Consider the following 23319-nt stretch of genomic DNA (forward strand, 5'->3'; position numbering starts at 1 on the left):
TGAGCTTTAAAGCTGATCCCCCAGCTTCTCGGCCACGGTGTTGACGTCCTTGTCGCCTCGGCCGGAGCAGTTGATCACCACTTCGGTGCCCTCGGCCAGGGTTGGGCAGAGCTGCTCCAGCCAAGCGAAGGCATGAGCGGTTTCCAGGGCCGGAATGATTCCCTCCAGCTCACTAACCAACCGCAGGGCATCCAGGGCCTGCAGATCGGTGACGGCCGCATATTCCGCCCGGCCGATTTCACGCAGGTAGCTGTGCTCAGGGCCAACACCGGGATAATCGAGACCAGCGGAGATGGAGTGAGCCTCCATCACCTGGCCGTCGCCGTCCTGCAACAACAGGCTCATGGCGCCATGAAGGACGCCGGCACGGCCTTCGGTGATCGTTGCGGCGTGGCGGCCTGTCGCCACGCCATCGCCGGCGGCCTCAACGCCGATCAGACGAACAGAGGTGTCCTGAACGAAGGGATGGAACAGGCCCATGGCATTGGAGCCACCACCCACACAGGCCATCAACACATCCGGCAGCCGTCCGAAGGCCTCCTGACACTGCTGCTTGGACTCTTCACCAATCACCGCGTGGAAATCCCTCACCAACATTGGATAGGGATGCGGGCCAGCGACGGAGCCAAGGATGTAGTGGGTGGACTCGACGTTGGTCACCCAGTCGCGGATGGCTTCACTAGTGGCGTCCTTAAGGGTGGCGGTGCCCGCCGTCACCGGTTGCACCGTGGCGCCCAGCAAGCGCATGCGAAACACGTTGAGGGCCTGGCGGCGCATGTCTTCGGCGCCCATATAGATCACGCACTCGAGACCGAAGCGCGCGCAGACCGTGGCCGTAGCGACGCCGTGCTGGCCCGCACCGGTCTCAGCAATGATCCGCTTCTTGCCCATGCGCAGCGCCAGCAGGGCCTGCCCCAGAGCGTTGTTGATCTTGTGCGCCCCGGTGTGGTTGAGATCTTCTCGCTTGAGCCAAATGCGGGGACCACCGTCGGAGCGGCGGTAATGGGCGGTGAGACGCTCAGCCTCGTAGAGCGGTGTCGCCCGACCGACGTAGTTCTTCAGCAGGCGGTTGAGCTCAGCCGTGAAGGCCGGATCATTCCAGGCCTGGGCGGCCGCCTGCTCCAACTCCGCCAAAGCCGGCATCAGGGTTTCAGGCACGTACTGCCCACCGAATCGGCCAAAGCGCCCATGGGCGCCGGGACGAACCGCCGGCTGCAAGCTGGAGGGATCCGGAGTGCTGGCGTTGGGCAAAGTGCTGGTCACGGATCGACGTTGGAGCGTCGGCTCAGCGTAAGCAGGCGATCACACGGTGCCGTGGGTCGCAGGCACGGATGCTGGGATTCCGGAACCCGGCCTCCTGCAACGCTGCGGGCAGATCCAGGGCGAAGTACTGCTCAATGAAGGGCTCTGTGCTCTTGAGCAGCGTGGCCACCGGCGCCGGCAAGCGCTGCAGCACCGAGGAGCCGGGGTCCTGGTCCACCATCAGCAAAACACCACCGGGCCGCAGCAGTCGGGCCGCTTCGGCCAGGACCGCAAGGGTCGCCCCCTGGGGGAGCTCATGGCAGACGAACTGCAGGCTGACCAGATCAACGGAACCCGAGGCCAGCCCAGTGGCTTCGGCGGCGGCATGGCGCCAGTCGTGCACAAGGCCCTGGGGGTCACGCACGCGGGCCACCGACAGCATCTCTGGCGACAAATCCAGGCCGATCAGCGTCGGAGGGTGCGCAGAGCTGGCTGCGGAACGGGCGTTCAGCCAGCGGGCCAGGGCCTGGGTGCTCACCCCGACGGAACAGCCCAGATCCACGACACGGTCGATCGAGGCGGGGAGCAACGGTTCCGCCACAGCATGAATGGCATCGCGGAGCCGTGCCTGAGCCTCGGCAGGCATCAGCTGCTCCTCCGGCCACACCCGCAGAGCCATGGCATCGGTGGCCTGCTCGGCTTCAGCGGCAGCCTGCCAGCAGAGGTTGCCCTGCTCATAGGCATGGAATCGAGACAGGTAATAGGCCGGCGGGGTGAGGCCTGCCGTAGTGCTGGCAGCGAGCAACGGTTCTGCCGCCTGCTGCAGCTCCTTGCGTCGGGCCCGCCAAGGAATGCCGTTACTCTCAGCCGTGCGAATGATCAGCTGCCGCGCCTGGAAGAACAGGGGACGACGCAGCAGGCCGATACCGATCAAAGCCTCGATCAGACGGCCGAGGCCGCGGCTGGAATCGGCCCAGCGAGGTGTTGTTGTGAGCGCAGCATGGGTGGTCATCGACAATGCATCTCGATTGCGACGGGTGGATGCCGAAGGGCGGCTGGCAGGAATTCAGCAGCGCGGACAGTCTGCAGCGACCGAGCGGGGCGACGACGGAGCCCACAGCAAAGTCTCAGCAAATGGTGCGGGTGCAGCCCACCCGCGGCGGCAAAGGCGGCAAAACCGTAACGGTGATCCGTGGCTTGGAGCTTGATGCTGCGGGCTTCAAGGCTCTGCTGAAGAAGCTCAAAACACGCATCGGCAGTGGCGGCACCGCCAAAGACGGGGTGATCGAACTTCAAGGGGATCAGGTGGACCTGACTCTCGAGCTGCTCAGCAAGGAGGGATACCGGCCGAAACGGGCTGGTGGGTAAGTGAGAATGGCCGCCACTTCATGCCTTGGCCATGACTGCCAGCCCCACCTACGGAGAACTCACCAATAAGGGTGCGTCCACCAACATCGCCTGGCATGAAGCCTCCGTTGGCCGAGACGAGCGCTCGAAGCAGCGCGGACACCGCAGTGCCATCCTCTGGTTCACCGGACTTTCGGGTTCCGGCAAAAGCACCCTGGCCAATGCCGTCAACGCGGCTCTGTTTGAGCGGGGGCTCGCCACCTACGTGCTTGACGGGGACAACATCCGCCATGGCCTTTGCAAGGACCTGGGCTTCTCCGATGCCGACCGTGAGGAGAACATCCGCCGCATCGGTGAAGTGGCCAAGCTGTTCCTGGATGCAGGCGTGATCGTGCTGACCGCCTTCGTCTCCCCGTTCCGCGCTGATCGAGACAAGGCCCGTGGCCTGGTGGAGGACGGTGACTTTCTCGAGGTGTTCTGCGCTGCCGATCTCGATGTCTGCGAATCCCGCGATCCCAAAGGCCTTTACGCCAAGGCACGGGCTGGGCAGATCAAAGAATTCACCGGCATCTCCAGCCCCTACGAAGCACCGGAGACGCCCGAGCTGAAGATCGACACCGGCAAGCAGGATCTAGCCGACTCCGTGGAGCTGGTGATCAAGGCACTCCAGGAGCGGGGGGTGATTCCGGCGGCCTGATATCGCCGGCCCTGGCGGCATCGGCCAGGGTCTTGATGCAACTGGCCACCGGAACCGCCAACAGCAGTCCCAGGAGATCACCCACGCCGTAGAGGGCACCCACCCGGGCACCGATCGGCAAAGCGATCAGCAACCAGGCCGGTTGCAGCCCGACGATGCTGCCCATCAGCCGCGGCTGGATGACCTGATCCACGATCTGACCAACGACGATCGCCGCGGCGAGCAGCTCGAAGCCTGTGCGGGGATCCTGTACTGCCAAAACTGCACTCACCGAGACAATCGACACAGCGCTGGCGTAAGGCACCAGGGTGGTGAATCCGATCAGCACAGCGAACAACACCCCGTAGGGGATTTTCAGGGCGGTGAAGACCAGAAGCTGGCCGCCACTGAGGATCAACGCCAGCACCACCTGCCCGGCGAAGTAGCCCCGAAAAGTGCGCTCGAGGGTCGTCTGCACCAGCTCCCGCCAGCGATCCGGCAGCCAACGGGCCAGGCCTTCGACGATGGGATCAGCCCCAAGCAGCAGAAAAACCGCCAGCACCAGCACGATCACCACATTGATCGTGGTGCCGACCGTTGCCCCCAGAAGTCCCAACAAGCGCTGACTCAGCTGCGTGGCCAGACGACTGAACTGGGACACCAGATCGCTGCTGAGATCAGCGAAATCGGCGGGCAAGCCATGGTCCACCGCCCAAAGCTGACCCCGGTCGATCCACTGCTCTGCTGCCGTCAACAGGGACGGCGAAGCAGTGATCAATTGGCTGAGCTGTTCAATCAGCAGCGGCACCAAGGCCACGGCCGCCCAAACCAAGAGCCCCACGGTCACCAGAACAACGCTCACGATGGCCCAGGCGCGGGGCAGACCCCGTTGCGAGAGCCAGCGGCAGGGCAGATCCAACAGAAAGGCAATCAAGGCCGCGGTCAGAAACAGCCCAGGAAACGGCGCGAACTGAACCAGCAGGCGCTTCAACACAAAGGCGTTCAAACCCAGCACGGGGAGCAAGAGACCGAGTCGCAACCAAGCGGGCCAGGGCGTCATCGAGAGGATGACGCGTGTCGATCAGTGCTGCTCAAGAGAAGAAGGATTGGAAGCGGAACTGACGTAATGGCACCAAAAACTGAGCCAGGCGGCAATCCCGAGAAACTTGAATCCCTCTTCAAAAATCTGCACCGTCTCGTAGGAATTCGGCCAAAGCCCTTGAAGAGCATCGGTCAGAACCGACAGGCCCAACAGCACAACGGAAACCAAAAAAGTGTCGCCACCAAAGTGCCGAAGTGGTCCACGGAACCGGAACAACAGCAGCCCGGTGAAGAAGGCGTAGGTGATGTAGAGGAACGCCTCACCGAGGTAGCGGTCGTGCACCAGGAACATGTCGTCGAGGCAGAGCCACAGCGAGAAACCACCCCCACAGAAGGCAAATTGGCGGTTCAAAACGGAGCCTTTGATTTGCCGGGTGGACGCCGCAAACAAGGCAATGGCAGCGGCCGCCATCCAGAGCAAGTAGCCGACGCTTGAAAGAAAGCCCTCCCCCAGAGGTGCCTTGCAGGACTGGGCCAAATCCTTCAACACCATTTTGGCGCTGATGCCCTCTGAAGCACTCCAGCCCAGCGCAATCGCATAGACGATGGCCGCCGGCACCACAGCCCAAAGCAGCGTGGAACGAAGCGTGGAACGAACGGGAACACTCATGAATCCATCTGGGAGAGGTAATCCGTGCTGCCCAGATCAACCAGGCGCGCATCCTTGGCCACCACAGCATCGTGGAGGCTGCTGCGGTAAGCCTCAAGTTTCCTGGCCAAGCCAGCATCCGCCACCGCCAGAATCTGAGCCGCCAGCAAGCCGGCATTGAGGCCCCCACCGATGGCAACGGTGGCAACAGGTATCCCACCCGGCATCTGCACAATCGAATGGAGGGAGTCGACCCCCGAAAGCGCCCGGCTTTTCACCGGCACGCCAATCACGGGCAGCGTGGTGAGGGCAGCCACCATGCCAGGGAGATGGGCAGCCCCGCCGGCACCGGCGACGATCACACCGAAGCCCTGATCCCGGGAGGCCTTGGCGAAGCTCACCATCTCCAACGGTGTGCGATGGGCCGAGAGCACCCGAACCTCAACCTCCACCCCCAGCTCACGCAGGATGGCGGCGGCGGGTTCCATGGTGGGCAAGTCAGAGTCACTTCCCATCACAACGGCAACTCGGGGGAGCACTGGCGGCACAACGCAGAGGGGCAAGACTGCCATCGTCTCCCCCCATGGCTGCCGAGGCCAGTGTTGCGTTGATGCACCGGATCACCAACGTTCGTCTGCCTGCGCCTCAGCCTGGCGATGGAGACCAGCGCTATGCCGTCTGTTTGGACTCCCAGGGGCTGATCTGCCGCATCAAAGCAATGGGCACTGAGGACCAACAGGCTGAGGAGAATTGGAACGGCGACTGGCTCAGCCCCCGGGGGGTCGATCTGCAGATCAACGGCGGATTGGGGCTGGCCTTCCCGGAACTGACAGCAGCAGATCTGCCCCGTCTGGAGGAGCTCCTGGATCTGTTGTGGCGCGATGGTGTCGAGGCGATCGCACCGACCTTGGTGACCTGCGGCATCGCACCACTGCGCCAGGCCCTGGCCGTGCTGCGGGAGGCGCGGCAACAGCACCGTCCCGGCCGTTGCGAGCTGCTGGGGGCCCATCTGGAGGGTCCCTTTCTGGCGGAGGCCCGCCGCGGTGCCCATCCCAGGGAACACCTGGCCCGCCCCAGCCTGGAAGCGCTGGACGAACGCATCGGGGGATTCGAAACGGAGATTGCCCTGGTGACCCTGGCCCCCGAACTGGAGGGGGCTGCTGCGGTGATCAAAAGGCTGCGGGAGCTGGGCATCAGGGTGGCCCTCGGCCACAGCGCCGCCAATGCCGACCAGGCCAGCGCCGGTTTCGATCAGGGAGTGGGCATGCTCACCCACGCCTTCAATGCCATGCCGGGCTTGTATCACCGGGCACCGGGCCCGCTTGGGGAGGCCTGCCGGCGCAGGGGGATCGCCCTGGGGCTGATCGCCGATGGGGTGCACGTGCACCCCACGATGGCGGTGCTGCTGCAACGGCTGGCTCCTGAGCAGACGGTGCTGGTGAGCGATGCGCTGGCCCCCTACGGCCTGGCCGATGGCGAACACCACTGGGATGAGCGGGTGCTGCTGGTGGAGAACGGCACCTGCCGCCTCGAGGACGGCACCCTGGCGGGGGTAACCCTGCCGCAACTGGAGGGGGTGAAACGGCTGGCCCGCTGGAGTGAGGCTCCCAGTGCTGCGATCTGGAGCGCCACGGTGGCCCCGAGGCAGGTGATTGGCGATGCAACGGGGGTCCTGGACGCCCTGATGGGACGACCACTGACGCAGCTGCTGCGCTGGCGCGACGAGGAGGGTGATCTGCACTGGGCCTGCGCTGCTTAGGATCCCGCCGACGCAAACCCTTCCGCCATGGCCCCCGATCAGCTGCTGGAGCAGAAACAGGCCGAGAAGAAGGAGGTGAAGGGCTACTTCGAAACCACGGGTTTCGACCGCTGGAACCGCATCTACAGCGACAGCGATGACGTGAACAAGGTGCAGCGCAACATCCGCATCGGTCACCAGAAAACCGTGGATGAAGTTCTGGCCTGGATCAAGGAGAGCGATGAACTCAGCCAGGCGAGCTTCTGCGATGCCGGCTGCGGGGTGGGAAGCCTGAGCCTGCCGCTGGCGGCGATGGGGGCGGGTTCGATCAACGCCAGCGACATCTCCGAGGCCATGGCCCAGGAGGCGGAGCGCCGGGCCCGCGAGGCCGGCCTCGACATGGCCAAGCTGAATTTCTTCGCCAGCGACCTGGAAAGCCTGAGCGGCTCCTTCCACACGGTGTGCTGCCTGGATGTGTTCATCCACTACCCCCAGCAGCCGGCGGAGGAGATGGTGAAGCACCTCTGCAGCCTCACCGAAGAGCGCCTGATCGTGAGCTTTGCGCCCTACACCCCGCTGCTGGCGCTGCTCAAAGGCATCGGCCAGTTGTTCCCCGGCCCCAGCAAAACCACTCGGGCCTACACCCTCAAGGAAGACGGCATCGTGAAAGCAGCGGAAGCCTGCGGTTTCAAGCTGGTGCGCCGCAGCCTGAACAAAGCCCCCTTCTACTTCTCACGCTTGATCGAGTTCCGCAAGGCCTGATCAGGTCTGAGTCTCCCTCTTCAGAACAAAACCCTCCCTCAATTGAGGGAGGGTTCAACACCCATGACCTCCCTCAACTGAGGGAGATTCGGATCAAACCAGGCCGGTGAAATCCGTCAGGCTGAAATCGCCGTTGCCGCCAATGATCGCGTCGAACTCAGGAGCTCGACCGATCACCTCGGCATAGCTCGCCCCCTGGCGGAGCAGATCATCGGCAGCCTCCACCAGGCTGGCCTCACCTTCAGCATCGTTGCTGAGGGCCCAGAACATCATTCCGCCCAAACCCTTCTCCTCCACGTAGGCCGCTTTACCGGCAATGGTGGCGGTGGTTTCCATGGAGCTCCACTCGTCTCCGTCGTACAGGAATGCCGCCTTGTTGTCGTCATCCCAGTAGAGGTTGCGCGTCCCCGTGATGACATCGTTGAGGACATCTTTGTAGTCGTAGACGCCCGCCTCAAACGAACCGGTGGCATCACGGCCGGAACCAGGCTGTTGGTAGCCGAAGGTTCCGCCATCAGCAACGTTGCCCCAGGCGCGGGTGTAGGCAGGGGCCCCCATCACAACCTTGCTCAGCTCGATCCCCGCGTTCTCGAAGACATCGACCGCTCCAGTGACGTCGTAGTTGTTGGCGTCACCGGTCATGGCGGCCTGATGCCCAGTGACGTTCTCCCATCCACCGTGGAAGTCGTAGGTCATCACGTTGTAGAAATCGACGTAGGGGTCAATGCCTGAAAGGTTGAGGTTGACCAGCTTCTCTTGGCCACCAGCCGTGGCAATCGACACCTCAAAGTCACGCCCGGTGCGGGCCGAAAGATCATCGAGGGCGGTGCGCAGATCACGCAACACCAGCTCGAAGTTGCCCCCATCACTGGCGGAGACGGCATTGCCCGCCTTGCCACCACCACCCGGGTATTCCCAGTCGAAATCGACAACGTTGAAGAAGTCGTAGGTCTCGAAAATGCGTACGGTCTCGCTGACGAACTTGTCGCGACCCTCCTGCGTGGCATAGGCGGTGCTGAACTCATCCGACAACGTCCAACCACCGAGGGCAAAGCCAAGATTGACCTCCGGGTTGAGTTCCTTGAAGCGACGCAGCTGTTCAAAGTTGCCGGCATCGTTGGTGCCAACGCCGTTCCAACCCACTGGAACCGATGTCACGGTGATGGCGTCACCGGTTTGAGTAACGGTGTAGCGCCCTGAGTTTTCGTAGATGTCGAGCAGCTCCGGGTCCATTGCGGCGTAATCGCCGCTGCTGAAGGTGCGGCTGACCTGATCGGCCTCAGGGAAGCGCTTCTGGAGGGCAGCAAATTCGTCGAACAGAGTGATCGACCCATCCGCCTTCACGTCAAAGAAGCTGTAGTTCATGTGGGTCATCGACTGGCCGTCGACATCCGACAGATTCAGATCACGGCTGTAGATGCCCCACTCCTCGAAGTAGGTCACCACCCGCTTATCGGTTGTGCCGTTGGGACGCTCGTAGTCGATAGTGACGGTGCCGCCCTCGGTCACAGGGCTGTCTTCGCTGACTGGGCTGTCTTCGATGACTGTGGCCTCACCGTCGGGGGTTTCAACAACGTCACTGGCATCTGGCTGCTGAGGAGATTCAGACTGCTCAACCACTGACGAATCCGGCTGAGGCACCTCGGCGCTCGTGGAGGCGAGATCGAACACCTGATTCGGATCAACAAAGTCTCCGGAACCCTGGTAGTAGGAGCTCTGGGCGGAGCCCGCAGCCAGTGGAGCTGACCAAGACTTGGGACTCAGGGTGACGACATAACGGCCATCGTCACGGAGCGTGTTGGTGAACTCGAAGTTGCTGACGCTCTTCAACGGTGCATCGGAAACAAAACTCACCGTCCAGTCCTGACCGACTGAAGCACCGGTGGTGTTCTTCACCGTGACATTGCCAGCGAAGGTTCCCGACCAGCCACCCGTGATCGTGGCGGACACCACCAGACCTGAAGCACTGGGTTCAGGCTCCACCGTCGGCTCGGGTGCACTGGGCATGGGGGACTCGATATCGATCTCTGGATCCATGTCCATCTCTGGATCCATCTCCATCTCTGGCTCCATGTCCATGGAGCCGTCATCGCCCATGGAATGGCTGTCGTGGGGAGGCTGCTCATTCACGGCCGGATCGCCGGCCTGGGTCTGAAAACCATCCGTCAGCTCACCGGCAGGAGCGGCGGGGGTAAGCAGAGCGGTGCGGTCCTTGAGGGTCAACGAGTCAACTGAGCGACCGAAAGGGATCTCGAGGTTGTCTTCGACGATCTGATCGAAGTGGAATTCCAGGCTGGCCCCAGGAATATCAGCCAGGTTGGTGTTCTGGAAGATGAAGGTCTGCCCGGTGGGCTCAGTCGAAATAACCAAGTCAGCCCCGTCCTGCGTCACCGAAAGACGCTCGCGAGTGCCGTAATAGAGAAAGCTGATCTTGTCGGTGGTCGGATCAAAGTCGGTGATCGTCTCGACCCTGCCGTACTCGTGCGAGCGGATGTAGGTGGTGTTGGGGTCCTTCTCGCCGATGCCCAACTCCCACGACACAACGCCTCCCAGGTCTTGGCGAAGGTGTTCGTTGCCGACCACGCCGTAGTCCTCAAGGGCCAGCTGGTCGTAGGTCACCCCCACGAGGGTCATCTTCTGGGCGTCATTCCAGGGGCTCAAGAAGGTGACGTAGCCCTCTTCGGTTTTGCCAAGAATCAGGTTATGGACCGACTGACCACCGAAATCCAAACGATCAATGCCGGGGCGAAAGTCGGTGACCTCCCCTGAATAGACATCAACCTCGAAGACGCGTGTTGGGGCATCGGTCGTCGATGCTTCAACCTCAGGCTGGGCCTCGGGTTCGGGTTCGGGTTCGGGTTGAGGATCCGGAACAGGTTCGAGCTCAGACTCTGGCTTCGGCTCGAGAGAAGGCTCTTGTTGAGAGCTCAAATCATCAACAGACGAATCAACAAAGAACATCTCCTCCGTCAATGTTCCGCTGTGGGGAAGATCGACGCTGACGGCATTGAAACTCAGGCTCAGAGAGCCACCGGCAGGAATAGACGCACCCCACTCGGGCGGCCGAACAGTCACCTCATAGGTGCCATCCCCCAGATCAACAACGTCATAGGTGGACGACCAAACCTGAACATCTTTTTGCGTGGTGCGAAAGGTATACGACCAATCCGTCAGAGGGGTATCGCCGGAGTTGGTGAGGGTCAACTGACCTGACATACCCCCCCAATAAAGATTGCCAGAAACAGATGCTTGTAGCGCCAAAACAACAATGCTCAACTCGTTCAAACCCTAAAAACTCAAGCCGCATTGTTTCTGAAAAGCCCATGAGAATGACTAGTAAATTTGATACAGTTATGACCAAATATGAGCCGAGTAACATATTAATTAGAGCCAAACATCCCTTGGAAGAGGGAGAACAACAAGGGCTTCCCTCCCCCAAATGGGGGATCAGGCATGCATCAGAACTGGAAGGTCACACCGCCGCTCGCGCGCCAGGTCGTGCCACGGTCGCTGGCCCAAAACTCCATGCCGCCACGGCCATACAGCTTCACGGAGACGCCGTTGAAGTTCTGCACCGTGTAGTCCAATCCCGCCTCAAGCAAGGCGCCGTTCTCGGTGCCCAGCTGTGAATCAAACCTGGCTGTTTTCTTGCTGAACTTGTAGCCAATCTCCTGGCCCGCATTCGCCTGGTTCCAATCCGCCAGCCACGCTGCCCGAAGGCTCGGCACCAACAGCCCCCGCTCGCCGGTGCGAATCGGCACCGACAGCTTCATCCCCAGTTCCGTCTCAGCAAAGTTCGTCGTGCGGCTCTTGTACTTCAGCCGCAGGTTCTTCTCCGTTCCGCCGGTTTCGGAGAATCCCTGTTCATGGTTCCTTGTCCACACCACCTGGCCTTGGGGTTCGAGCACCACACCACCGGACTTGAACGGGGCACCAATCCGCAGTGCTCCCAGATAGCTGGTGACGCTCTTGTCACCCCGGGCCGTGTTGCCGCCCAGATCATCATTAATCCGCAGGATGTTGCGGGACTGTTCGCCGCTGAATTCACTGGCCCCCAGCAGGCCCTGCACATAGAAATGGCGGGTGGAGTACTGGGCTGTTAATCCGCCGCCCCAGCCCTCGGGGTTCCAGCTACCACCACCAGTCTCACCCCTGCGGTGGTTCACATTCAGATCGCCGTAGTTGGCATAAGCACCGATCTGGAAGCTTTCGCTCAACGCCACATCCACACCAAAACTGGTGCCATAGGCGCTCAAGTCGTAGTCGTTGTACAAAATCGACGACTCATCAGCGCGGCTGTTGCCGCCGAATCCCTTCACCCAAGCGCTGACGCCATCACGCTTGGCCAGATCCAGCTCATCGTCCTGCTGATCGACAAGGCTCACCCCATCCAGCTCAATCGCAACTTCTTCTTCCTCAACCTCGATTGCAACCTCGCCATTCACACCTACATCGGCGACCTCAACCTCTGCGACCGCTCCTTCCACATACTCAGCCGCTTCTCCATCACTGAGCTCCTCACCCTTCAGCCACAACGGTTGGACAGGGGCCGCCTCCTCAATCACGGCCTCCTCTTCCACAACGCTCTCCTCTACAACCTCTTCACTCACCAACAGCTCCTCGAACTGACGCAGCGGCTGCCGTTCAAACACCGCATCCACCAGCAAGTTGTTATGAAGCGCCAATCCACGACCCGCTGCATCCACATTCCGTGGGGCCAAGCCACTACCCACCAACTTTGCCAATTCGCCGTAATCAAAGCTCAGGGGCAAAACAATTCGATCATTATGCAAGCCATCCAACAGGGCATCGATGATTTCGATAGCGGCGTTTTCTTCTGCATCCCACGCCTCATCTTTAAAATCAGCTACATCACTGATCACATCACATAAAGGATCACCATCTTCACAACCTGGGATTGGGTCAGGTTTTGGGGGATTAGGTTTTGGGGGATTAGGTTTTGGGGGATTAGGTTTTGGGGGATTAGGCTTTGGGGGATTAGGATCATTTTTACACTTTTCAATATCAGGATATAAATCGCAGATCGGCGGATCAGGTTTCGGATCCGGCTTATTCGGGTCATCCTTGCACTTATCAGAGTCAGGATGCAAGTCGCAAAATATCTCGCCTGGCTTCTTAGACTCAACGACAAGATTCAAAGAACCTTCGGACAAGAAAACCTTGTGGACGGCCGGCTGATGGGCGGCGTTCTCTTCACCAAGACCATTAAAGGAATACGCCTGATCTTGATCAACCACAAGATATGTATTTTCAGCAAGATCATCAATATTTTTGACTCGACCATCAATGATCTTCCAAACACCTTTCGGATTGCCAGGCATTTCAGCACTAACGACCAAGCTGCCACTCTCATAATCGAATGAGTCACTCACACGCAAAGGCGGATTATTCTTTCCATCCAAAGAGGTGATAATTCCACCTGGACTTGAATCCTTTAAAGAGTCAGCATCCAGCGTGATTGTTTCAGAAACCAACGGCTGAGCAGGTGAAACAAAAACTCGGCCACCTTCTTGAATACTCAGCCGATCAATCTTGAATTCACCCTGGTTCGTGGGCTCGGATCGCAAATCGAGCTGGCCAGTTCCAGTCACGAATGTATGCGATTCACGAGGAATCGCATACAGATTGGCGATCGATAGAACACCTTCATCAATCGTCGTCTCGCCCCGATAGGTGTTATCTCCTGAAAACGTGGTTGCACCTTCGCCAACCTTCTTAAATCCACCTTCACCGGAGATCTCTCCAGACACAGTGGTATCTGTATCCAATCCACCAGCAGTCAGCGTCTGGTCTTCAGCAATAACAATCTCGCCAGCACCTTCAATCGATCCAATCTCATCACTGTTAGCAACTTCATAGGTGGCACCCTCAGCAACAGAGACGGCCGTACCGTCACTGAGTGAACCCGTGACCTTCAATGTTCCCGCCTTGATCTCGGTGGCACCTCCATAGGTGTTATCTCCTGAAAACGTGGTTGCACCTTCGCCAACCTTCTTAAATCCACCTTCACCGGAGATCTCTCCAGACACAGTGGTATCTGTATCCAATCCACCAGCAGTCAGCGTCTGGTCTTCAGCAATAACAATCTCGCCAGCACCTTCAATCGATCCAATCTCATCGCTATTAGCAACTTCATAAGCAGCACCCTCAGCAACAGAAACAGCAGTACCATCGCTGAGAGTTCCAGTGACTCGGAGAGTTCCTTCAAGAATATTGGTATCACCAACATAAGCATTATCGGCGGCCAAAATTGTTACGCCCTCACCCTCAAAATCAAGAGACCCTGCACCCGAAGATCTTGCCAACAAAATATCCGAAAATTTCCCATTAAAGATGGTGGAAATTCCATTGTTATCGATCGTCCCGCCTTCATGGCCGATCCAAAATGGTGGCGTGATGTCTGCAGCACCTGGATCTGTTACGAGGATCCCTCCTTGGAACACTGGAGCGTAGGTATCCTCCCTGACCTTTTCACCATCAAACTCGCAAGGATCAACGGCGCTTACAACCAAATCATTCGTGCCTGGCGCCTCTCCAGATGAAATTGTATTGACGGCGCATCCGCCAAAGGCTTGAATTCGATTATTACTTCCATTTCTTGTAATGTACTCGATTGAGTTCCATTCATAGATCAATCCTGTTTTCCCATTTGTACTGCCCATGGGCCTTTGATCAACACCTTCTGGCGGAGGGACCTTTGGATCGGCATGGTTTCTCATATCCCAGTTGCCAAAAATAAAGCCACCACCATTGTCGTAACCGTTAAGAGCCAAGTTCCCATCATCATCGAGCAGACTAGCTTCTCTTGCAAAATCCTCATATCCGCCCGACAGTTCCTCGGCCAGTGCCTCGTCATCTCCCCAGGGAAAGAACATACTGATCTGCGGATCATCCCACCAGCTTCCGACCGAAATTCCTGGAATAGGATCAGAACCATCCGATTCTTCCGGATTAACCCAGGTGTAGTAGTTAATTGCATAATATTTACCATCATCACCCTCAAGAACTGTTTGTAGATACTGGGGCAATGTGTAAATCTTGACCACGCCACTTTCCGTGACCTTTGTACCACCCTGCGGAGGCTCAACCTGTGCATGCACAGGAGAAACAGAAAATGCAACACCTACGAAGAGGCCTGAGAGTACTTTTTTAACCACCATCTACGAATGGATTCTTATAGTTTTCTAGCGGAATGAGTCGGACATGTCAGACAGAGATCATTTATTTTTTCAAAACAAGGGCCTGCAAAGCGCGCAAGCGAAATGGCGCAATTCGAGTCTCAATAGACCTAAAGGGTAACTCTCGCTGTTGGTCAAAGTTTGACCGGTGAAGACAGGATTGGACAAGATCCAGCGATTCGATCTGACACACAACCCATCTGCAGCGGTTGAGCAAACTGAACATCCCCAAAAATGGGGGATGGATTGATATTCAGTACTCCCTCAACTGGGGGATCAGTTGTGCAATCAGAACTGGAAGGTCACACCGCCGCTCGCGCGCCAGGTCGTGCCACGGTCGCTGGCCCAAAACTCCATGCCGCCACGGCCATACAGCTTCACGGAGACGCCGTTGAAGTTCTGCACCGTGTAGTCCAATCCCGCCTCAATCAAGGCGCCGTTCTCGGTGCCCAGCTGTGACTCGAAATCCACCGTCTTGTTGGTGAACTTGTAGCCGATCTCCTGGCCTTCGTTCGCCTGGTTCCAATCCGCCAGCCATGCAGCACGCAGACTTGGCACCAACAGCGCACGCTCACCCGTGCGGATCGGCACCGACAGCTTCATGCCCAACTCCGTCTCCGCAAAATTCGTTGTGCGGCTCTTGTACTTCAGCCGCAGGTTCTGCTCTGTTCCACTGGTTTCGGAGAAGCCTTGTTCGTGGTTGCGGGTCCACACCACTTGGCCCTGCGGTTCCAGCACAACTCCACCGGTCTTGAACGGTGCACCAATCCGCAGTGCTCCCAGATAACTGGTCACGCTCTTGTCGCCCTTGGCCGTGTTGCCACCCAGATCGTTGTTGATCTGCAGGATGTTGCGCGACTGCTCGCCGCTGAATTCACTGGCCCCCAGCAGGCCCTGCACATAGAAATGGCGGGTGGAGTACTGGGCGGTGATGCCGCCGCCCCAGCCCTCGGGGTTCCAGCTGCCGCCACCGGTGTCACCGCTGTGCTGGTGCACATTCACATCGCCGTAGTTGGCGTAAGCGCCGATCTGGAAGCTCTCGCTCAGCGCCACATCCACACCAAAGCTGGTGCCGTAGGCATCCAAGCTGTAGTCGTTGTAGAGAATCGACGACTCATCAGCACGGCTGTTGCCGCCGAATCCCTTCACCCAGGCGCTCACCCCATCGCGCATAGCCAGATCCAATTCGTCGTCCTGCTGATCGACAAAACGGAGAGCTTCAGCATCAGCAGTTTCGGCATCGGCATCGGCCTGCGCAACGGCACCCTCCACATACTGCGCAGCCTCAGCATCAGCGAGTTCATCAGTCTTCAGCCACAGCGGTTGCACTGGAGCCGCCTCCTCAATCACCGCCTCTTCCTCAACAACGCTCTCCTCAACAACCTCTTCACTCACCAGCAGTTCCTCGAACTGACGTAGTGGCTGGCGATCAAACAACGTATCCACCAGCAGGTTGTTGTGCAGCGCTAAACCGCGGCCTGCTGCATCCACATTCCGAGGCGCCAAGCCGCTGGCCACCAACCGCGCCAATTGGCCGTAATCAAAGCTGAGTGGCAAATCAATTTCTTCCTCTGCCAAGCCATCGAGCAACGCATCAATCACCTCCCCAGCATCCTCTTCTTCCTCTCCCCAAGCCTCATCTTCATCGCCGGGGATATCACTAATCACATCACACAAATCATCTCCCACCTCACAACCGGGGAGCTGATCCAATTCACCGTCTCCGTCATCGTCCGGATCTTTGTCATCCGGAATGCCATCGTTGTCGTCATCCTCATCGATTAGATCAGGCATTCCGTCATCATCAGTATCAGGCAAATTGTTACTAACTAAGCAATCATCGCCTTCACAAGGCTTATTCGGGTGGGGATCAATATAGTCAGGCAGGCCATCATCATCCTCATCTGGGAGATCTTCAACATCAGGATCTTCACCTAATTGGCAATAATCTTCGTCGTCGCAAGGAACAATTGGAAGCAGGCTATCCGCCTCAAGCTCAGGTCTTTGATCGTTGAAATCCAAATCATCACAATCAGGATCACCAGGATGCAAACTACAGAAAAGCTCTTCCTGTATCTTCGGTTCGATCTCAAGGTTGAGTGATCCCTTTGACAGATAGCCTTTGTAAAGGGCAGGGCCCATTACAACATTCTCATCTCCATCCCTGAGTCCATTAAAAGGATATGCACGAGAGGCATCGCCATCCGATCCTGCGACGACCAAATAAGTTTCTTCCGCAAGTTCCTCTACGTTTTCAACATTGCCTTCAATAATGGGCCAAGTGCCTTCAGGATCATCTGTTGCAGAAGCTGCAACAACGAGAGTTCCACTTTCATAGGCGAAAGAATCATTCACCTTGATGGGCGACTTGCCTTCTTTGCTGTCGAGATGAACAACGACACCGCCAGGCTTAAAGGAATGCTTCGAACCTGCACGGAGATTGATGTAATCAGCCTCAAGAGGATTGGCCTGATCAACATACAACCGCCCACCCTCGAAAATATCTAACTGACTGATGTATTGCTTATAACCCATCAAATCCAAGATCCCACGATCTGTGGCCGTGGTCCAAATGTTGGGGCTGAAACTGAAGTGATTGGCTCCCTTGGCTACGCCTCCAACAACATTCAACTCGCCCCGAAAATTATTACGCCCAGAGAAGACAGTCACACCAGACTGGATCCGAAGTTCATCAAGCGAACCACTTCCAGAAGGAATGCGTCCTTTACCCAAATCTTTGATAACACCACCCGTCGAAGTGATTTTTTGAGCATTCAATACACCACCATTGCCATCAATCGAACCCCCTTTCAATTCAATTGATTGGACGATCTGATCTGTCCCATTCAAATCCAAGGTGCCAAGCTGGTTAATCGTTATGACCTCAGACTCTGGGCTCAATGCATCGTCAACCCCGGCTTTCAGGGTGGCTCCCTTATCAATCCTTGTATTACCTGTGTAGTCGTTTTTCCCACTAAGGGTTGTCAAACCATTTGCCGCGATCAAGCCACCTTGGCCAGTGAGATTGGCACTGATTGTGCCACCTTTGGAAAGCAAATCATCGTTTGGATTTTCTCCCCACGTCAACGAACCCTTTTCAATAGAGCCACCATCAAGAACCAACTCATTCACATGTTGCGCTACACCACCCAAATCCAGAGTTCCAGCAATCGTGTGCTCAGATGCAGCATTTAAAACAAGCTCAGCTCCGGCCCGGAGAGTTGCCTCTGACTTCACAGTCGTGTCACCGGAATAGTCACTTTCTTGGCCATAAATGATCGTCACACCATCTTCAGCAATCAAACCACCCTCACCACTGAGCTGCGCATACACAGTCCCGCCAGAAGAAATCAAGCCATTCGCTGTCGACAAAACACCTTCCGAGATCTCACCCCCCTCAAGATTCAGCTGTTTAACGTTTTGGTTAATACTATCTCCACCCAAGTTCAAGGTTCCGGAGACAGTATGCACAGACTCTTTACTGAGGACATCTTCGCCACCAGCCTGCAAAGTTGCACCTTCTTTGATTTCGGTATGGCCGGAATAGTCACTCTTATCACTATGAAGGGTTGTTGTGCCAGCAGTTACAACCAATCCACCATCTTTTTCATCACCTGTTGTGAGCTTGGCGTAAATCTGGCCGCCTGTTGAGAAGACACCTTTCTTAGTCGACAAAATACCATCGTAAATTGAACCACCCTCAAGATTCAGCCTGTTGACCCGCTGATTGATGCCCGCACCACCCAATTCCAAGACTCCATGAATTTCATGATCTGATGACTCACTCAGCGCCTTAGCATTCAGTGCAACTAAAGTTCCCCCTTTTTCAACAATAGTATTTCCGCTGTAATTACTGGAGCCACCCAACTTGGTCGTTGCACCGGAGGTGGTACGCAATGACGCCTTGGCGGTAACGCCATCATTTCTTCGAATGCCATCCGTAACCGTCAGCTCACCTTTATTAGTAATTTCGCTCAGGACAGAACTCTCCACCTCAATGGAGGAGAACGTGGCCTCGCCAGTACCTTCACCACTCACAGCGGTAGTGCTATCGATAATCACATCACCTGCATTCACCTGCAGCGCCAAGGGCTCATCGCCAAACCCATAAGCCTTGATGTCGTAAGTCCAGGTGCCGCCTTGCTGCGTTATGCGATCAATGCCTGAAAGCATTTGAACAGACAAGGCACCTGATCCAGCCTTATCGGTACCGGAACCAAGCAAGAACTGATCATCAACATCAGAACGCCCCTCAACGGCAACCGCAGAAAGATTGCCCTCATGAAGACGAATGACATTATTTTTGCTCGTGGAATCATCTCCATCGACATCAAAGCTGATCACACCCGCGCGGAACGTGGCAGCATTATCAATCGTCAGTGTGTTGCCTTTGGGTAATTCTGTTTCCAGCAGAAGGCATGTTTTATCGGAAGAAACTGAGAAATTTCCATCATCATCAAAATCGCAGCCCGTTAACCCCTTGGGGGTTTCCCAATCTCCGTCGTAATTGATCAGGGCAAAATTGCGAAGCGACGACTTCTCAAAACCAGGCGATTGATCAGGTGTGAGATTTTGGTAGACATTGATTTCCCCTTGCCACTCGCCATCGCTGATCGAACCGATATCACCACCGTCAATTACGGATCCAGTAGGAATCGAAACCGTGGCTTGCTTGGTGAGCAAAAGATCATTGCCCTGATCAAGATGGATCGCAGCAGAGCAACCATCACCGCTGCATTCACCCTGGTTGGTGAACATCCCAGAGGACAGTGTTAACTCCGAGCCCTGATCCAAAGTGATGTCATCTGCACCTTCGCTCCCCTCTAAAACCACTGCCTTAGCGATGCCATGTAGCTCCATAAAGCCACCTGAGGTATTGCCTTTCTCAAAGAGATCAATATGTCCTTTCTTTACATCCAATGTGGAACCCGATTGAATGGTGATGCTGTGGGACAACACATCACCTTCGTTCAAGGTCAGGCTCGATTTGGAGGAAGAATCTTGGTGGCCAATCTCAATCGAGTTGGAAGTTAGATTGCCATCGCTGATTGTGAAGGTACTGGTACCTGATTGAGTTTTCTCAGCACCTACCATCAGACCCCCAAGATCAGCTGATGTTTGTTCAGCAACTCCCGTGATCGTGGTTCTTGAATTTCCACGCGTTAGCACAGAGTCCTCTGTTTCAAGAGAGCCCTTAATCGTGAGGAAGGCGGAATTTTCAATCGAATGGTTCGAACCTGACTGGTCAACTTTCAGATCTTCAAAAGTCGCATAAGCGCTATTGACCAAGGATTCGACTTCCGCCGATTCTTTGACATCGAGAGTGTCTGAGTTGGTGACGCGCGTGGCCTGCAGGCTTCCCGAGCCCAAGTTGATCTCACCTGCATTGACGATCGATCCCTGGGATTGGCTTAAGCCTGTGAGATTAATTTGACCCTCATTGATCAAATTGCGGTTCACCAACGTACCGTTTTCAACCTTTGATTTCCCCCCCTTTACGGTGAGTGTGTTGATGGTCTGGGTCTCTCCACCCAAATCGAGGGTGGCACCACCCTCGACGGTGGTGTCTGACGAGGCGCTGAAGGCGTTGGCCGCTGCTGCTTTTAATGTTCCCTCACGAACACTTGTTGACCCTGAATAGGAGCTGTTCGAAACAATCGTCGTTCCAGCGCCCTTTTTCACGACATCAGTGGAGCCGTTGATGGAATCAATCGTTCCAGCCTGAGCATCAATAGATTTCGATGATCCACTTTTTACAGATCCCGCCAGAAGATTCACAGTGACATCGGAATGTGCACGGCTGTTCAAATCCAGTTCAGACGTCCCTGCATGCAACGTGAATTCACCCGACGATCCACTGATGTAGCGAACAGGAGCGTATACGTCGATATCACCGTCGACATCCTCTAAAAGAGAAACGGAATTACCCGCACTAGCATCAACTTTAATCTTCGCATTTGCATTTTTTACATCCTGAATCTTGCCACCATCAGAAACAATCAGATCAGCAGCATCAAGATGACAGTCGGCATTCAGCGTTGAACCACTGCCTGAAACACTGATGGTCAGGCTTTCAAATTTATTTTTGGCAGCAGAGCAGCGAGTACTCGCCCCATTCACCGTGCCACCACCACGAATGGTGAGGGTGTTGTTTCCAGCGCCGGTGGGATCCAGGACATCCAGCCAGCCGCCATCAACTGTTTTGTCGAAGTTAATCGACTCGGAATAAATCAGCTTGGCATCACCAGAATTAATGTTGCCTGAATGGTGACGAGCAAACGGGTTGGTGCCGGCTTCAAAAGTAAATTCAGTGACTGCTGTACGTTTTTTACTTTTAGCACTATCTTTTGTCCAATCTGTCAAGATATTATTGGAAACGACGACCCCCAAGTTTTCCTGCCAGCTTTTTAGTTGAGCAAGCTGAGAGGAACCCCAAATAACGGGTGTTGTTCCATAGTAACCAGAGCCTTTATGAAGATGATTACTTGAGTTCTTATCCCACCAACCCACATCGTGAAAACTATTGTTCCCCGTCTTCCGGCGTATAACCACCCCCAACTGAAAACCATTGCGCAGGTCGCTATCACCACGCATTTTTAGCGCTGCATCATCAATCCAATCACTCAGATCAAGCCGATCAATTTTCCACTTACCAGATTCTGTATACATATCGGGGCAGTTATAGTAATGATCGCAGCCGTATTTAAAACGCTTGTCGATGCCCTTCCCCCATTTGACAGACGTATAACCACCAGAAAAATCGGCTGTTGGCTCAGAACGGAAAATCGGCAAGGAAGAATACTTGCCGCCGCCAGGCGCATGAGGCGAATCACTGGCCCGTGCCGGCATCTCACTGAACCAGGCCAGCTGAGCGAGGGCCGCAAAAAAGATCAGAAATTTGTAGCTCTGAGCTCTTGACTTGTGGCGATCTTTTTTCACTCTTCTGTAGAGGTTCTCTTCAAAAGCTAGAGATTTCCAGGTCGCACGCAACCCAACCCGAAAACAAACGATTGCGACCAACGCGACTGAGAATAATTCCCGCTATTGATCACATTGGAAGCGACGGCCAGGGCCCTCCAGCCGCCAGGCATGCAATCGATAGCCCCCATCCCCGGGGGTTGCGGTGGCTGAAATCTCGCGATTCAGCAGGTACAGCGGATCCCCCAGCAGCGGACTGCCCAGCTGCGCCAGATGAATGCGGATCTGATGCGGCCGCCCCGTCGTGATCGTCACCTGCAAGCGATCACCCTCAGCCGTGCGCTCCAACAGCTCCAGCTCGGAGTGGGCTGAGAGCCGTTTGCGAATCGGCGCATCGTCGAGCGGTTCCGGCCCCCAGATCCAACCGAGCAGCGGATGCGGCCGTTCCACCACATCACTGCTCACCGTCAACGACTGCCCCAGCTCCAACCCCGGCACCCGCTGGCTCCAGGCCTGATACACCTTGCGGCAACCACCATCAGGCCGGAACTGCTTCGACCAGAGCGCGCGGGTTTGCTGCGAACGGGCACACACCTGCAAGCCAGAGGTGAACCGCCCCAAGCGGTGCACCGGCCGCGCCCCGGCGGGTTCGAGCAAGGCGGTGAGGGTGTGGCGCAAAAAGCCACCACCGGGCATCACCGGCAAGCCCGAGGGCTTGTTGATCACCAACAGGTCGCCGTCATCGTGGATTGTCTCCCACTGATCGGGAATCGCCTCCTCCAGCCATGGCGGACGCCGCCAACAGAGAGTCTCTCCGCCCTGCAGCGCTCGATCCTCTGAGAGAAGCGTTCCGTTCAAATCCAGCTCACCAGCGGCGATTCTGTGCTGCCACACTGCCCTATCGGAGTGGCGGTAGCGGTCCGCCAGCCAACCGCTCACCAAGGTGCCAGCATCAGCCCGTGGCACCCGGTCGCGGTAGCTCCAGCCGTCGTTAAGCGCGGCCGCCTTCAAGTCACCAGACGGTGCTCCAACGCATAACGCACCAGTTCCGTGCGACTGGAGGTGCCCGTCTTGTTGAAAAGCCGGCTCACGTACTTCTCGACGTTGCGGATCGAGGTCTCCAGCTGACGGGCGATCTCCTTGTTCATCAAGCCTTCTGCCACCAGCTGCAGCACACTCGCCTCCCGCGGCGTGAAACTGTGCACCACCGGCTCGGTGGAGGGCAGCGCTTCCGCCTGGGCCAGCAGTGAGCGGATCTCGGTGATCTGCTTGGCCATCTGGCCCATGTCGGTGTCGGCAAAGCGAGCCGCTTCCTGCAGCAGCCGTTGCTGACGCTGGGCGACGTTGCGCACCCGCGCCACCAGCTCATCAGGATCGAAAGGCTTGGGGATGTAGTCATCCACCCCGGCGAGATAGCCCTGGGTGCGGTCTGCCGTCATGCCCTTGGCGGTGAGGAAGATCACCGGGGTACCGCCGAGCCGTTCATCCGCCCGCAGCTTCTGCAGCAAGCCATAGCCATCGAGCCGCGGCATCATCACGTCGCTGATCACCACATCCGGCAGCATCTGCTGGGCCTTGGCGAACCCTTCTTCCCCATCCACCGCGGTGGTCACATCGAAACCTTCGTCTTCCAGGTAGGCCTGCACCGCCGTGCGCAGGCCCGGCTCGTCATCCACCAGCAACAGCCTTGGCGTGGGCGCCGCGGCCTCTACAGATTCATCGGTGGGGGTGGGCGCGTCGCTCATGG

14 protein-coding genes are annotated in these 23319 nt (G+C 57.0%); 4 read left to right on the forward strand and 10 right to left on the reverse strand.

Translation table 11 applies throughout. The annotated features are described in order from the left end of the window. Positions 1-6: 6 nt before the first annotated feature. Both trpB and DXY29_RS07860 read right to left on the reverse strand, forming a co-directional pair. Entirely contained in the window at positions 7-1263 is a 1257-nt protein-coding gene (gene trpB, locus DXY29_RS07855; RefSeq protein ID WP_115024465.1) for a tryptophan synthase subunit beta, read from the reverse strand. A gap of 22 nt (positions 1264-1285) precedes the next feature. Further along, a complete protein-coding gene (locus DXY29_RS07860; RefSeq protein WP_115024467.1) occupies positions 1286-2254 on the reverse strand; it encodes a class I SAM-dependent methyltransferase in 969 nt (322 codons plus the stop codon). A 29-nt stretch (positions 2255-2283) separates the two neighbouring features. On the opposite strand from DXY29_RS07860, the gene DXY29_RS07865 reads away from it, so the two are divergent. After that, on the forward strand, positions 2284-2610 hold the full coding sequence (locus DXY29_RS07865; RefSeq protein WP_115024994.1) for a translation initiation factor: 327 nt from the start codon (positions 2284-2286) through the stop codon (positions 2608-2610). Between the two features lie 31 nt (positions 2611-2641). Further along, the gene (gene cysC, locus DXY29_RS07870; protein WP_115024469.1) at positions 2642-3286 is read left to right on the forward strand and encodes an adenylyl-sulfate kinase; all 645 of its coding nucleotides are present in this window, start codon (positions 2642-2644) and stop codon (positions 3284-3286) included. On the opposite strand, the gene DXY29_RS07875 is transcribed toward cysC, so the two are convergent. From DXY29_RS07875 to purE, 3 genes are read right to left on the reverse strand one after another with little or no spacing between them, the layout of a single operon-like run. Then, positions 3246-4325: an AI-2E family transporter gene (locus DXY29_RS07875; RefSeq protein ID WP_115024471.1), complete on the reverse strand. Its 1080-nt coding sequence runs from the start codon at positions 4323-4325 to the stop codon at positions 3246-3248. The two genes, cysC and DXY29_RS07875, sit on opposite strands and share 41 nt — an antisense overlap. A gap of 21 nt (positions 4326-4346) precedes the next feature. Then, on the reverse strand, positions 4347-4976 hold the full coding sequence (locus DXY29_RS07880) for an oxidoreductase (RefSeq protein ID WP_115024473.1): 630 nt from the start codon (positions 4974-4976) through the stop codon (positions 4347-4349). Further along, a complete protein-coding gene (gene purE, locus DXY29_RS07885; protein WP_115024475.1) occupies positions 4973-5527 on the reverse strand; it encodes a 5-(carboxyamino)imidazole ribonucleotide mutase in 555 nt (184 codons plus the stop codon). The genes DXY29_RS07880 and purE overlap by 4 nt, the downstream gene beginning before the upstream one ends. Before the next feature lie 11 nt (positions 5528-5538). On the opposite strand from purE, the gene DXY29_RS07890 reads away from it, so the two are divergent. Together DXY29_RS07890 and bchM are read left to right on the forward strand one after the other, a co-directional pair. Then, positions 5539-6714: an N-acetylglucosamine-6-phosphate deacetylase gene (locus DXY29_RS07890; protein WP_115024477.1), complete on the forward strand. Its 1176-nt coding sequence runs from the start codon at positions 5539-5541 to the stop codon at positions 6712-6714. A 27-nt stretch (positions 6715-6741) separates the two neighbouring features. Continuing rightward, complete coding sequence (gene bchM / locus DXY29_RS07895; protein ID WP_115024479.1) at positions 6742-7455, forward strand: magnesium protoporphyrin IX methyltransferase; 714 nt, start codon at positions 6742-6744, stop codon at positions 7453-7455. Between the two features lie 93 nt (positions 7456-7548). Here bchM and DXY29_RS07900 read toward each other — a convergent pair whose 3' ends face one another. The 5 genes from DXY29_RS07900 to DXY29_RS07935 all read right to left on the reverse strand — a co-directional run bounded on the left by DXY29_RS07900 (position 7549) and on the right by DXY29_RS07935 (position 23317). Then, positions 7549-10671, reverse strand: coding sequence for a glycosyl hydrolase family 18 protein (locus tag DXY29_RS07900; RefSeq protein ID WP_115024995.1), 3123 nt, complete (start codon positions 10669-10671; stop codon positions 7549-7551). A 242-nt stretch (positions 10672-10913) separates the two neighbouring features. Continuing rightward, on the reverse strand, positions 10914-14636 hold the full coding sequence (locus DXY29_RS13505) for an autotransporter outer membrane beta-barrel domain-containing protein (RefSeq protein WP_170952168.1): 3723 nt from the start codon (positions 14634-14636) through the stop codon (positions 10914-10916). Positions 14637-14942: 306 nt separating this feature from the next. Further along, positions 14943-21644 carry an autotransporter domain-containing protein gene (locus tag DXY29_RS07925; RefSeq protein ID WP_136987737.1) on the reverse strand — a complete coding sequence of 2234 codons (6702 nt, stop codon included), beginning with the start codon at positions 21642-21644 and terminating at the stop codon, positions 14943-14945. Positions 21645-21695: 51 nt separating this feature from the next. Further along, on the reverse strand, positions 21696-22583 hold the full coding sequence (locus DXY29_RS07930) for an RNA pseudouridine synthase (protein WP_115024482.1): 888 nt from the start codon (positions 22581-22583) through the stop codon (positions 21696-21698). Continuing rightward, positions 22580-23317 (reverse strand): response regulator transcription factor, encoded by a 738-nt coding sequence (locus tag DXY29_RS07935; RefSeq protein ID WP_115024484.1) that lies wholly within the window; start codon positions 23315-23317, stop codon positions 22580-22582. Before DXY29_RS07935 ends, DXY29_RS07930 begins: the two co-directional genes overlap by 4 nt. Positions 23318-23319: the final 2 nt, after the last annotated feature.

It is taken from the genome of Synechococcus sp. UW69 (assembly GCF_900474185.1).
In the GTDB taxonomy this organism is placed as follows: Bacteria; Cyanobacteriota; Cyanobacteriia; order PCC-6307; family Cyanobiaceae; genus Parasynechococcus.